At 67.1% G+C, this 12,374-nt stretch carries 12 protein-coding genes; all 12 read left to right on the top strand.

The window, feature by feature from the left end; translation table 11 throughout:
* Positions 1-3: 3 nt before the first annotated feature.
* From I6F31_RS31635 to I6F31_RS31580, 12 genes are read left to right on the top strand one after another with little or no spacing between them, the layout of a single operon-like run.
* The gene (locus I6F31_RS31635) at positions 4-837 is read left to right on the top strand and encodes a phosphoenolpyruvate hydrolase family protein (protein WP_225112742.1); all 834 of its coding nucleotides are present in this window, start codon (positions 4-6) and stop codon (positions 835-837) included.
* Between the two features lie 27 nt (positions 838-864).
* Positions 865-3,783 (top strand): flotillin family protein, encoded by a 2,919-nt coding sequence (locus I6F31_RS31630; RefSeq protein ID WP_225186651.1) that lies wholly within the window; start codon positions 865-867, stop codon positions 3,781-3,783.
* A 10-nt stretch (positions 3,784-3,793) separates the two neighbouring features.
* Positions 3,794-4,231: an SRPBCC family protein gene (locus tag I6F31_RS31625; RefSeq protein WP_035699161.1), complete on the top strand. Its 438-nt coding sequence runs from the start codon at positions 3,794-3,796 to the stop codon at positions 4,229-4,231.
* Positions 4,232-4,233: 2 nt separating this feature from the next.
* Positions 4,234-4,677: an SRPBCC family protein gene (locus I6F31_RS31620; protein ID WP_225186650.1), complete on the top strand. Its 444-nt coding sequence runs from the start codon at positions 4,234-4,236 to the stop codon at positions 4,675-4,677.
* A 3-nt stretch (positions 4,678-4,680) separates the two neighbouring features.
* Positions 4,681-5,499 (top strand): FAD binding domain-containing protein, encoded by an 819-nt coding sequence (locus I6F31_RS31615; protein WP_025035418.1) that lies wholly within the window; start codon positions 4,681-4,683, stop codon positions 5,497-5,499.
* 5 nt (positions 5,500-5,504) lie between these two features.
* Positions 5,505-5,981 carry a (2Fe-2S)-binding protein gene (locus I6F31_RS31610; protein WP_225137855.1) on the top strand — a complete coding sequence of 159 codons (477 nt, stop codon included), beginning with the start codon at positions 5,505-5,507 and terminating at the stop codon, positions 5,979-5,981.
* A 9-nt stretch (positions 5,982-5,990) separates the two neighbouring features.
* Positions 5,991-7,583 carry a molybdopterin cofactor-binding domain-containing protein gene (locus tag I6F31_RS31605; protein ID WP_225186649.1) on the top strand — a complete coding sequence of 531 codons (1,593 nt, stop codon included), beginning with the start codon at positions 5,991-5,993 and terminating at the stop codon, positions 7,581-7,583.
* A gap of 1 nt (position 7,584) precedes the next feature.
* Positions 7,585-8,607 (top strand): molybdopterin cofactor-binding domain-containing protein, encoded by a 1,023-nt coding sequence (locus I6F31_RS31600; RefSeq protein WP_036023767.1) that lies wholly within the window; start codon positions 7,585-7,587, stop codon positions 8,605-8,607.
* Positions 8,608-8,617: 10 nt separating this feature from the next.
* Complete coding sequence (locus I6F31_RS31595; RefSeq protein WP_109144209.1) at positions 8,618-9,499, top strand: MoxR family ATPase; 882 nt, start codon at positions 8,618-8,620, stop codon at positions 9,497-9,499.
* Positions 9,496-10,614 (top strand): VWA domain-containing protein, encoded by a 1,119-nt coding sequence (locus I6F31_RS31590; protein WP_225186648.1) that lies wholly within the window; start codon positions 9,496-9,498, stop codon positions 10,612-10,614. Before I6F31_RS31595 ends, I6F31_RS31590 begins: the two co-directional genes overlap by 4 nt.
* Positions 10,611-11,495: an amidohydrolase family protein gene (locus I6F31_RS31585; protein WP_225114772.1), complete on the top strand. Its 885-nt coding sequence runs from the start codon at positions 10,611-10,613 to the stop codon at positions 11,493-11,495. The genes I6F31_RS31590 and I6F31_RS31585 overlap by 4 nt, the downstream gene beginning before the upstream one ends.
* A 30-nt stretch (positions 11,496-11,525) precedes the next feature.
* Entirely contained in the window at positions 11,526-12,374 is an 849-nt protein-coding gene (locus I6F31_RS31580) for an MBL fold metallo-hydrolase (protein WP_036023756.1), read from the top strand.

The following is a 12,374-nucleotide window of genomic DNA, read 5'->3' as shown; positions in this document are numbered from 1 at the left end:
CCGATGGCCAGGTTTGAACGCGCGGCGCTGCTGAAGAGGTTTCGCGACATGGCAAGGCGCGGCGAGCCGATCGTCGGCGGCGGCGCCGGCACGGGGCTGTCAGCCAAATGCGAGGAAGCCGGCGGCGTCGACCTCATCGTCATCTACAATTCCGGCCGCTACCGCATGGCCGGGCGTGGCTCGCTCGCGGGCCTGATGGCGTATGGCGATGCCAACGCCATCGTGCTGGAAATGGCGAGCGAGGTGCTCCCCGTGGTCGACCAGACCCCGGTGCTGGCGGGCGTCAACGGCACCGATCCCTTCCGCGACATGGACGTCTTTCTCGACCAGCTGAAGGCACTTGGCTTCGCAGGCGTCCAGAACTTTCCGACCGTCGGCCTGATCGACGGCACCTTCCGCGCCAATCTCGAAGAGACCGGCATGTCCTACGCGCTCGAGATCGACATGATCGCCAAGGCGCACGACAAGGACATGCTGACCACGCCCTACGTGTTCAGCGAGAAGGAAGCCGCGGCGATGGCAATCGCCGGCGCTGACATCATCGTCTGCCACATGGGCCTGACGACCGGCGGCACGATCGGTGCGCAAACCGCCTTGAGGCTCAAGGACTGCCCGGCGCGGATCGACACCTGGGCCAGCGCCGCGCTCAGCGTCAATCCGGACATCCTGGTGCTGGCGCATGGCGGCCCGATCGCCGATCCCGCCGACGCCGATTTCATCATGAAAAACACCCGTCATTGCCACGGCTTCTACGGGGCGTCCTCGATGGAGCGGCTGCCGGTGGAGCGGGCGCTGACGGAACAGGTGCGGCAATTCAAGGCGATCGGTGCGCGATAACGCCTGATTGGTTCGAGGGAGGGAAAGATGTCAGGGATGTTGGTCGGTGAATTGATCCTCTGGCTGATCGTCGCGATCATCGTGATCGTGGTTAGCGTCTATATCGTGAACTGGCTGTACCACCGCTCCTCCAAGGAGACCTCGTTCGTCCGCACCGGCTTCCTCGGCGAACGCGTGGTGATCAATGGCGGCGCCTTCGTGCTGCCGTTCATCCACGACTACACCCCCGTCAACATGAACGTGCTGCCGATGGGCATCGTGCGTTCGAAGCAGGATGCCGTGATCACCCGCGACCGCATGCGCGTCGACATCGAGGCCGACTTCTATGTCCGCGTGCAGCCGACCCGGGAGGCCGTCTCGATTGCCGCGGCGACACTCGGCCGCCGCACCCTGGAACCCGGGCAGCTCCACGCGCTTCTCGCCGGCAAGTTCATCTCCGCGATCCGCTCGGTCGCTTCCGAGATGACCATGGAGGAAATGCACGAGCGTCGCGGCGACTACGTCGCGCGGGTCAAGACCGAAGCGGCGGAAGCTCTTGCCCAGAACGGCCTCGAGCTGGAATCGGTCGCGATCACCGATCTCGACCAGACCGATCTCGAGTTCTTCAACCCTTCGAACCGGTTCGACGCCGAAGGCCTGACCCGGTTGATGGAGGACATCGAGGCCAGACGCAAGCTGCGCAACGACATCGAGCAGGATTCGATGATCAAGATCCGCTCGCGCAACCTCGAAGCCGAGCGGCAGGCGCTGGAGATCGAGCGCGAGAGCGAGACCGCGCGCCTGGAGCAGGAACGCGACATCGAGATGCGCCGTGCGCTTCAGCGCACCGAAGTCGCGCGCGAGCGGGCACTGCGCGAGACCGAGGCCGAACAGGCGCAGATTTCCGCCCGCGAGGCCATCGAGCGCGCCCGCATCGCCAATGAGCAGGCGATCGCCGAGGCCCGTATCGCCTCCGAGCGCGAGACCCGCCAGAAGGAGATCGAGCGGACGCGCACGATCGAGGAGAAGGAGCTGCTGGCGCGCGAGGAGATCGAGAAGACAAGGATCGCCAACCAGCGCTCGATCGACACCACACGCATCGCTTCGGAACGCGAAGTCCGCCAGCGCGAGATCGAGCGGATGCGCACAGTCGAGGAAGCCGAGATCGCCGCGCGCGAGGCAATCGAGAAAGCCCGCATCCAGCAGGACCGCGTCGTCACCGACGCCCGCATCGCCAACGAGGAAGAGACGCGGCGCCGCGAGATCGAGCGGACGCGCGCGGTCGACGAGGCCGAGATTGCCGCACGCGAGGCCACCGAAAAGGCGCGCATCGCCCAGACGCTGATCGTCAATGTCGAGCGCATCTCCTCGGACGAGCGCACCCGCGCGCTGGAAATCCAGCAGGTGCGGACCATCCAGGAGGCCGAGATCGAAGCGCAGCGCGCGGTCGAGGCCGCCCGCATTGCCCGGGAGCGAACGCTGGCTGCCGAGCGCATCGCTGCCGAGCAGAACACACGGCAGCTGGAGATCGAGCGCAACCAGGCGCTGGACGTCGCCGGCATCGCCGCGCGCGAGACCACGGAAGCCTCGCGCATCGCCCAGGAGGAGCGCGTGCGCTCCCTGGAGATCGCCCGCAACCGCGCCGTCGAGGAAGCTGACATCGCCTCGCGCGAGGCGATCGAGGCGGCCCGCATCGCCCAGGAAAAGGCGGTTGCGGCCGAGCGCATCCAGGCCGAACGGGAGACGCGCGCGCTCGAAATCGAGCGGACCGGCGTCCTCGAGGCGGCCGAGCTGAAGCGGCGCGACGCCATCGAGCGGCAGCGCATCACGGTCGACCTGGCGCTCGAGGCCGAGCGCATCAATTCCTCCAAGAAGCGCGAAGTGCTCAACATCGAGCAGAAGAAGGCGATCGAGATCGCGGACGAGGACCGCGTCATCGCGCTGTCGACCAAGAAGTCCGAGCGGATCGACGCCGACCGCCAGGTCCGGCAGGCCGAGATCGTGGCGCGCAAGGAGGTCGAGACCACCGACGTTTCGCGCGAGCAGGCGCTGGAGGCCGCCCGCATCGAGCGGCGCCGCGCCATCGAGCAGCTCGAGGTCGCCCGCGTCCAATCGCTGCAGGAGGCAGAAATCGCCGCGCGCGAGGAGGTCGAACGTGCCCGCATCGCCTCCGACCGCGGTCTCGACGAGGCCCGTATCGGCCGCGAGCGCGAGCTGCGCAAGCTCGAGGTCAATCGCGAGAAGGACGTCGAGACGGTGCTGATGGAGAAGGCCATCGCGATCCATCAGAAGTCGCTGGAGGAGTCCGCCGCGCGCGCAGCTGCCGAGGAAGCACGCATCCGGGCGACCGAAGCCGCCGAACGCGTCATCACCGCCCGCGAGAGCGAGATCGCCAAGCGGCGCAAAACCGTGGAGGTCCTGCTGGCGGAGAAGCAGGCGGAGGAGACCCGCATTGCCGCCGAAGCCGAGCGTGTCCGCGCGGCGGTCGAGGCGGAGGCGCAGCGCATGCTGAACGAGGCCGAGAACGTGCTGACCGACCAGGCGCGCTACTCGCTGTTCCGCAGAAAACTGCTCGACCGCATCGAGGGCATCGTGCGCGAGAGCGTCAAGCCGATGGAGAAGATCGAGGGCATCCGCATCCTCCAGGTCGACGGCCTCAACGGCAACGGCCACGCAAACGGCAATGGCGGCCGCAGCGCTACCGACGAGGTGATCGACTCGGCGCTGCGTTATCGCGTCCAGGCGCCGCTGATCGACTCGATCCTGTCGGACATCGGCGTGGAGGGCGGCAGCCTGGCCAAGATGCCGGGGCTGATCCGCGAGGCCCGCGACATGCAGGGCATCAAGGAGGCCGCGCGCAAGGGTGGCGGCGGAGGTGGTGGCGGCGGCGACAAGCCGGCGGCCGCTCCGCCTGCGACCGAGGGCGGCGAGCCGCCGGCCGAGCGCGGGCCGCGGAAGAAGAGCTGAGGTTTGAGCGATGGCCCGCGTCTACGTCTCCACCGTCGTCAACGCCCGCAACGACCGCGTCTGGGCGCGGGTGCGCGATTTCAACGGCCTGCCGAACTGGCACCCGGCCATCGCCGAAAGCCGGATCGAGGGCGGCGAGCCCGCCGACAAGATCGGCTGTGTCCGGGATTTTCGCCTGCGCAACGGCGACCGCATCCGCGAGAAGCTGCTCGGCCTCTCCGATTACGACATGTTCTGCACCTACTCGATCCTGGAATCGCCGATGGGCGTCGAGAACTACGTCGCCACCCTGCGCCTGACGCCCGTCACCGACGGCGACCAGACGTTCATGGAATGGACCGCGGAATTCGACTGCGCGCCGGAACGGGAGACCGAGCTCGTCAACAACATCGGCGGCGGCGTGTTCCAGGGCGGCTTCGACGCCCTGAAGCGCGTGTTCGGAGGCTAGCCGTGCCGCATATCGTCAAGAGCACGATCCTGAACGCACCGACGGACGCGGTGTGGGACGTGCTGCGCGATTTCAACGGGCACGACCGCTGGCACCCGGCAGTTGCGACCTCCTCCATCGAGCGCGCGCAGACCGCCGACAAGATCGGCTGCGTCAGGCGGTTCAAGCTGAAGGACGGCTCGGAGCTGCGCGAGCAGCTGCTGGCGCTGTCCGACCTCGAGCAGACCTTCAGCTATTGCCTGCTCGATACGCCGGTCCCGATGTTCAATTACGTCGCCCATGTCCGCTTGCTGCCGGTGACCGACGGTGACCGCACCTTCTGGCACTGGGAATCGCGTTTCACGACGAAGCCGGAGGACAAGGACCGCATCACTCACATGGTCGCCGAAGACATCTATCAGGCCGGATTCGAAGCGATCCGCCGCCATCTGAAGGAGGCCGCTTAAGCCATGGCCGTGACGGTAAAGACCTTTACGAATGCGAGCGAGGCGGCTGGCGCGCTGTCGTCGGACCGGAGCGCGCGCTATCTCGGCGGCGGCACGCTGGTGATGCGCGCGCTGAACGAAGGCGACGTCTCGATCTCGACGATCGTGCGGGCTCAGGACCAGGCGCTGACCCGGATCGACGCCTCCGGTCCGCGCATCACCTTGGGCGCCGGCGTCACCTTCGCGCGCGTGCTCGCCGAGCGCGACCTCGCCTTCCTGCATGCCCCTGCCCGCTCGATCGGCGGTCCCGCCGTGCGCAACATGGGCACCGTCGGCGGCAATCTGTTCGCGCCGAACCCTTACGGCGATTTCACCGTGGCGCTGCTGGCGCTCGACGCCACCATTGCGGTTCAAGGCGGCTTCGGCTCGCGCGATATTCCGATCGAGGAATTTCTGCAGGGGCGCGAGCGTCAGGCCGGAACTTTGGTGCTGTCGGTCTCCTGCACGCGGCCGGCAAGCAGCGAGGCGTTCCGATATCGCAAGATCGCGCGCATCAAGCCGAAGGGCGGCTCGGTGATCACGCTCGCCGCGCATCTGCCGGTCAGCGGCGGACGGATCGCGGGCGCGCGGATTGCGCTGGGCTCGATGGCGCCGACCCAGATCCGCGCCCGCGCCGCCGAGCGCGCGCTGGAGGGCCGCTCGCTGGATGCGGCAACCATCGCAGCCGCGGCTTCTGCCGCCACAGAAGGAACTTCGCCCTCAGACAACGCGCTCGGCAGCGCCTGGTATCGCCGCGAGATCGTCGGTGTGCATCTGCGCCGCCTGCTGTCGGGACAGGAATAGACGCCATGGCCAAGATCCCCCTGCAGTTTCGTCACAACGGCCGCGACGTCGCGATCTTCGTTGACGGCGGCACCAACCTGCTCGTCGCGCTGCGCGAGCTGATCGGCGACATGACGCCGAAATTCGGCTGCGGCCAGGGTGGCTGCGGCACATGCAGCGTGCTGATCGATGGCGAGCTTCACCTCTCCTGCCTGACGCTCGCCGAGACCGTCGCGGGCCGCTCGGTCGAGACGCTCGACGGCATGAAGCAAGGCCCGAACCTGCATCCGCTGCAGCGCGCCTTTGCCGACAATTTCGCCGCCCAGTGCGGCTATTGCACGCCGGGCATGCTGATGGCTGCAAAGGCGCTGCTCGACCGCAATCCCGCCCCGAGTCGGGCCGACGTCATCGAGGCGATCTCTGGCAATATCTGCCGTTGCACCGGCTACGAGCCCATCATCAATGCCATCCTCGCCGCCGCAGGCGGCCGGGCCAGCGCCTGAGGTCAGACCATGCTGGAACTGCGCAAGGACATCTTCGCCGACGAGCGTGACGATAACCTGAAGGAAATCGGCAAGGGTACGCAGCGGCAGGACATGCTCGGCCACATCACAGGCACGTCCAGCTATTTCAACGACCACAAGCTGCAGGGCATGCTGCACCTGAAGGTCGTTCGTTCGACCCAGGCCCATGCTAGGCTGCGCCGCATCGATACCACCGAGGCCGAGCGCTCGGCCGGCGTGCGCCGGATCATCCGCGGCGCGGACGTGCCACGCAACCTCAACACGCTGCTCAGCCTGATCAACTTCGGTAAGGACGACGAGCCGTCGCTGGCGGTTGACAAGGTCCGCTACAAGGGCGAGCCGATCCTCGCTATCGTCGCCGACAGCGAGCGCGAGGCGTTCGAGGCGATCGCAAAGGTCAGGATCGACTACGAGCCGCTGCCGACCGTTTTCGACGTCGAGGATGCGCTGAAGCCGGGTGCGCCCGTCGTCAACGAGACCTATCCGAAGAACGCCTTCATCTATCATGACGTCTACGACCACCAGCGCCTGCGCTTTGGCGATGCCGATGCCGCGCTCGCAACCGCCGACCACGTGCTCGAGCAGCGCTACCAGATGTCGCCGATCGAGCACGCGCCGACCGAGACCAACGGCGCGATCGCCGCGCCCGATACCAACGGCCGCTACGTCGTCTATACCTCGACGCAGGCACTGTTCTTCTCGGTCGACACCTGCGCCAAGATCCTCGACGTGCCCTCCAACACCTTCCACTTCATCGGCGGCACCGTCGGCGGCGGCTTTGGCGGCAAGGTCGACACCTTGACCGAGCCGCTCGCGATCCTCGGCGCCATGTTGACGGGGCGCCCCGTCCGCTACGTGTTCGGCCGCGAGGAGGAGATGCAATACGGCCCGCCGCGCGGCGCAGAGCGCATCTACATCAAGGACGGCGTGATGCGCGACGGCCGCATCGTCGCGCGCAAGATCCGTGCCTATTTCGACAGCGGCGCCTATACGCGGCTGTCGAGCTATGCCGCGGTGAAATGCGCCGCGCATCTGCCGGGTCCCTACACTATCCCGAATGTCTATGGCGACATCTATTGCGTCTTCACCAATCGCACGCCGGCGACCGCCATGCGCGGCTTCGGCGTTACCGCGATGGACTTTGCCATCGAATGCCAGATGGACAAGCTCGCAAACCTCGTCGGCATGGACCCGATGGAGTTCCGGATCCTGAACGCCTATCGCGACGGCGACATGAAGGCGCATCGGCGCGAGGCCAAGAACACCGCGCTGATCGAGTGCGTCCAGGTTGCCGCCGAGAAGGCCAAATGGCCGATCCGCGACGAGTTCAGGCGCGCCTCCTCGCGCAAGGACGGCGGCGGCAGCCGCGCCGTGATCCCGCCGACGCCGACGGAGTCCCGGGCGCGGCCGGCCGCGCCTGCGCAGCAGCGCACGAGCTATGACCGCGCACCGATGACTGCGACGCGGGAGCCGCCGCGCGAACCACCTCCGCCGGCGCCGCCGCCTCCCCCGCCCCGCCCGGCCGCGCCATCGCACGGCGTGACCCGATTCTCCTCCGTGTTCGGCACCAGGAGACGCTGAGATGACCCGGCATCGTGGACGCGGCATGGCGTCGATCAACTACCCCATCGGCATGAATCTCGGCGGCGATCCGAGCCAGGCGCTGGTGCATTCCAACCCGAGCGGCAAGTTCACCGTGGCGCTGTCGTCGATCGACCTCGGCCAGGGCATGAAATCTGTGACGCGGCAGATCTGCGCGGAGACGCTTGGCGTGCCGGTCGAGGACGTCTATGTCGACACCGCGGATTCCGATACCGGCCCGCACTGCATGGGCTCGTTCGCCTCGCGCGGCACCCATCGCGTCGGCAATGCCGTGATGGCCGCAGCCCGCGAGGCGCGCGGCGTGATGATGGAGGCCGCCGCCGAGGAGCTCGAGGTCAACGCCGCCGATCTCGAAACCGACGGTCGCGGCAACATCCACGTCAAGGGCGCCCCGCACCGCTCGATCTCGACAAAGGACGTGGCCATTGCTGCGCAGTTCAAGCAGGGCAAGACCATCTCGGGCCGCGGCATCTTTCTCGTGCCGCTGTCGGATGTCGATCCTGAAACCGGCGAGATGTCGCCGGCGACCTGCTATGCCCATGCCTGCCTTGTCGCCGAGGTCGAGGTGGACGATGAGACCGGCGAGGTCGCGATGGTCCGGATGGACTCGGCTTACGAGCTCGGCCGTGCGCTCAATCCGCGCCTCGTCGAGCAGCAGCTGGTCGGCGGCGCTTGGATGGGCGTCAGCCACGCCCTCTACGAGACGCCGGAGCCGTACTATCCCGATCCTGTCCACGGGCCCCGCGACTTCGTCGAATATCTGATGCCCGGTCCAGGCGATATCTGCCCGCACGATATCGCGGTGCTTGAACGCCCTGCGCCTGATGGTCCGTTCGGGGGAAAAGGCCCCGGCGAGATGTGCGCCAATCCGGTGCTGCCCGCCGTGGCGAACGCAATCTTCAACGCCGTCGGCGTGCGGATCGACGACCTGCCGATCACGCCCGAGAAAGTGCTGCGGGCGATCAAGGCGCAGGGCGGCGCGCGGCCGCAGGCGCGGCGTTAGAGGATCGGCCGTGGCGGTTCGCAGCAACATCGTCGGCATCGACAGCCCGGAGGCGCTGGAGCGGGCGCTGCGGGCGGCCTATTATCTCGCCGACGAAGGGCTCGCGACCGCCGCCTATCTCGGCCTCGCGCTCGGCAAGCCGCTGCTGCTCGAAGGCGCGCCCGGCGTCGGCAAGACGGAGGCCGCCAAAGCCATCGCCGCCGTGCTCGGCCGCCGCCTGATCCGCCTGCAATGCTACGAGGGCATCGACGCCTCTGCCGCGCTCTATGAGTGGAACTATCCACGCCAGATGCTGGCGATCCGTCAGGCCGGCGACGAGAGCATCGACATCTATGGCGAGACGTTCTTGATCGAGCGGCCGATGCTGGCGGCGCTGCGCGCACCTGATTCCACCGTGCTCCTGATCGATGAAATCGACCGCGCCGACCAGGAGTTCGAGGCCTTCCTGCTCGAATTCCTCTCCGACTTCCAGATCTCAATTCCCGAGCGTGGCACGGTCCGCGCGGCCGAGCGGCCGGTCGTCGTGCTCACCTCGAACCGGACCCGCGATCTGCACGAAGCCTTGCGCCGCCGCTGCGTCTATCACTGGATCGATTATCCGACGGCGGAGCGCGAGGCACGCATCATCATGATGCGCGCCTCCAGCGTCGCCGAAACCACGGCCCGCGCCGTCGTCGCGGCCGTCGAGAGATTGCGGCGTGAACCGCTGAGCAAGGCCCCCGGGATCGCCGAAGCCGTCGACTGGGCCGAGGCCGCGACCCTCCTCAACAAGGGCGGCGCGCGCTGGCCTGATGCCTTCAAACGCTCGATCGGCGTCGCGCTTAAGGACGAAGAGGACCTGCACTTCATCGCGCCGCGGCTCGATGCCATGCTCGCGGAGGCGACCGCATGAGCATCGAGCCGCAGCTCCCGCGCGCTGCCCGCACCTTTGTTTCCTTCGTCGCCCTGCTGCGCGCCAACGGCTTCGCCGTCGCGCCGGAGCAGACCACCGCGTTCCTCGCCGCGATCGCGCTGCTCGGACCGCGCAAGCTCGACGACATCAGGCAATCTGCGCTCGCCACCCTCGCCCCTCCGCCCGAGCGCCGCGCCACCTTCGATCGGCTGTTCGACCTGCATTTCCGCGGCAGCGAGGCGATCGAGCGTGCCGACGACGGCGAGGACGACGAGACCGTCCGTCTGCAGGAGGAAGGTCGCGGCGACGAGGAGCCCCTGCTCTCCGACGAGGCCAACGAGTCCGGCCTGACTGCATCGCGCACCGAGGCGCTGGTCGAGCGCCGCTTCGTGCAGCTATCCACGACCGATGCCCTCCGACGCCTGGCACGCGAGGCGCCGCGGCGCCTGCCACGGCGGCGTGGTCACCGCCGCATGCGGGCGCGCCGCGGCCCCTTTGCCGACCTCCGCCGCACCTTGCGCGACAGCGTCCGCAGCGACGGCGAGATCCTGCGGCTCGGTCACATGAAGCGGCGGCAACGCCCGCGCAAGGTCCTGCTGCTGATCGACGTCTCCGGCTCGATGAAAAGCCGCACCGAGGAGAACATGAAGCTTGCGCATGCGCTGGTGCAGGCCGCCCCTCACGTCGAGGTCTTCACCTTCGGCACGCGGCTGACCCGTGTCACGCGTGCACTGCGTCTGAAACGGCGCGAGCAGGCGCTGAGCGCCGCGACACATCTGGTCAGCGACTGGGACGGCGGCACCCGGATCGGCGACGCGCTGCAGGCGTTTCTGGCGGTCCCGCGGTTCGGCGGCTACGCCCGCGGCGCCGCTGTGATCATCGTCTCCGACGGGCTCGAGCGCGGCGAGCCGGACGCCCTTCGCGACGCCGTCGCGAAACTGTCGCGGCGGGCGTGGCGGCTGAGCTGGCTGACGCCGCTCGCGACAGGCCCCGCGTTCCGTCCGCAGACAGAAGCGCTGGTCGCGATCGAACGCTTCGTCGACGATCTCGTGGACGGCGGGTCGAGCGCATCGATCGTCGCCCACGTCCTGGCACTGGGAAGGAGAGCTGCGTGAACGATATCGTCGACGGCCATCATCACATCTGGCGGCAGGCCGATCTGCCCTGGCTGACCGGTCCCATGCAGCCCCGCATCTTCGGACCGTACGAGCCAATCCGGCGCGATTATCCGATCCAGGAATATCTCGACGATCTCAAGGACAGCGACGTCACCCGTTCCGTCTATGTGCAGACCAATTGGGCGCCCGAGCATTTTGAGGAGGAAGCAGCGTGGGTACAGCGTACCTCCGACGAACATGGCTGGCCGCACGCCATCGTTGCCTACGCCAATTTCGCGGCCGAGGACGTCCGTCCGCAGCTCGACCGCCTCAAGCGTTATCCGCTACTGCGCGGGGTGCGCATGCAGCTGCATTGGCACGAGAACCCGCTCTATCGCTTCGCAGCGCGTCCGGATCTCTGCACCGACCCGACGATCCGTCGCAATGTCGCACGTCTTTCCGATTACGGCTGGAGCTTCGATTTGCAGGTGTTCACGCCGCAGATGCCGGATGCTGCGCAGCTGGCCGAATCCTGTCCCGGCGTGACCTTCATCCTCCAGCATGCCGGCATGCTCGAGGATCTCTCGCCGGCTGGACGGGCGGCCTGGCGCGCCGGGATGGCCCGGCTCGCGAGTTGTCCGAACGTGGTCTCGAAACTGTCCGGGCTCGGCACCTTCATCCATCGCAACGATCCCGCGCATATCGCCGCCGTGCTCACCGATACCGTCGCGATCTTCGGCGCCGAGCGCTGCCTGTTCGGCTCCAATTTTCCGATCGAGAAATTGTGGACCAGTTATCGCGAGCTCGTCGCAGCCTTTCGCGCCGCCGCCGCCCCGTTCAGTGCGGAGCAGCAGGATGCGATCTTCAGGACGACGGCGACGCGCGTCTATCGGCTTTGACAGACAAGAAACGAGACGGGAGGGAAACGAATGGCGCTGGAGATCAAGATCCTGGACTACGGCGATATCGAGCTGGAATCGAGCTTCCTGGTGCTCGGCCGCGACTGCGGCCGCACCCGCCGCGTCCTCACGCTCGGCTTTTTGATCCTCGGCGGCAAATATCCTGTTGTCGTCGACACCGGCTATCGCTCCAACCAGATCATGGAGACGCTGGGCATGCGCGGGCTCCAGTATCATGAGAACATGATCGAGAACCAGCTCGCGCGCCACGGCGTTCGCATGGGCGACGTTCGCTTCGTCTGCCACACGCATTTGCATATCGACCATGCCGGCAAGGACGACCTGTTTCCGATGAACACGACCGTCGTGCTCAACCGCAAGGAGCTCGAATATTCCGTCTCCGGCCTGATGCATCCGCAATATCCCGCGCCAGACATCAAGCACCTGATCGACCGGCTGCATACCAAGAGCGCGCTGCGCTTCCTGGACCTCGAGATCACCGGGCCGATCGAGCTGATGCCCGGCGTCTATTGCGACGCCGCCAACGCGCACACCGAGGGCTCGATGAACATCATCGTCGAGACCGCCGACGGCATCGCCACCATCTGCGGCGACGTGATCTACGACTTCAACGACCAGATCGTCACGCCCTTCCATGAGATCCACGATTGGGAGCCGCGTACCACCGGCAACCATGGCACCACCAAGCGCGCGGAAAAGGCGGCGATCAAAAAGCTGCTGAGCAGCTCGCGCTACCTGCTCCCGGTCCACGACCGTCCCGCCAAGATCGAAGGCGGCAATGTCGTGGGGCGTCTGCACGATCAAGTCCCTGGCCCGATCGTGCAGTCGCTGCCCGAGCGCAACTGGTTCCCGGCTTGA

Origin of the sequence: Bradyrhizobium sp. NBAIM01 (assembly GCF_020194115.1) — a bacterium.
Classification (GTDB): Bacteria; Pseudomonadota; Alphaproteobacteria; order Rhizobiales; family Xanthobacteraceae; genus Bradyrhizobium; species Bradyrhizobium yuanmingense.
Note: the sequence above shows the minus strand (reverse complement) of the source record. Positions and strands in the feature narration are given on the sequence as shown.

Coding starts and splice junctions, on each gene's coding strand:
- I6F31_RS31635 (WP_225112742.1), top strand. CDS start 4: ATGGCCAGGTTTGAACGCGCGGCGCTGCTGAAGAGGTTTCGCGACATG.
- I6F31_RS31630 (WP_225186651.1), top strand. CDS start 865: ATGTCAGGGATGTTGGTCGGTGAATTGATCCTCTGGCTGATCGTCGCG.
- I6F31_RS31625 (WP_035699161.1), top strand. CDS start 3,794: ATGGCCCGCGTCTACGTCTCCACCGTCGTCAACGCCCGCAACGACCGC.
- I6F31_RS31615 (WP_025035418.1), top strand. CDS start 4,681: ATGGCCGTGACGGTAAAGACCTTTACGAATGCGAGCGAGGCGGCTGGC.
- I6F31_RS31610 (WP_225137855.1), top strand. CDS start 5,505: ATGGCCAAGATCCCCCTGCAGTTTCGTCACAACGGCCGCGACGTCGCG.
- I6F31_RS31605 (WP_225186649.1), top strand. CDS start 5,991: ATGCTGGAACTGCGCAAGGACATCTTCGCCGACGAGCGTGACGATAAC.
- I6F31_RS31600 (WP_036023767.1), top strand. CDS start 7,585: ATGACCCGGCATCGTGGACGCGGCATGGCGTCGATCAACTACCCCATC.
- I6F31_RS31590 (WP_225186648.1), top strand. CDS start 9,496: ATGAGCATCGAGCCGCAGCTCCCGCGCGCTGCCCGCACCTTTGTTTCC.
- I6F31_RS31580 (WP_036023756.1), top strand. CDS start 11,526: ATGGCGCTGGAGATCAAGATCCTGGACTACGGCGATATCGAGCTGGAA.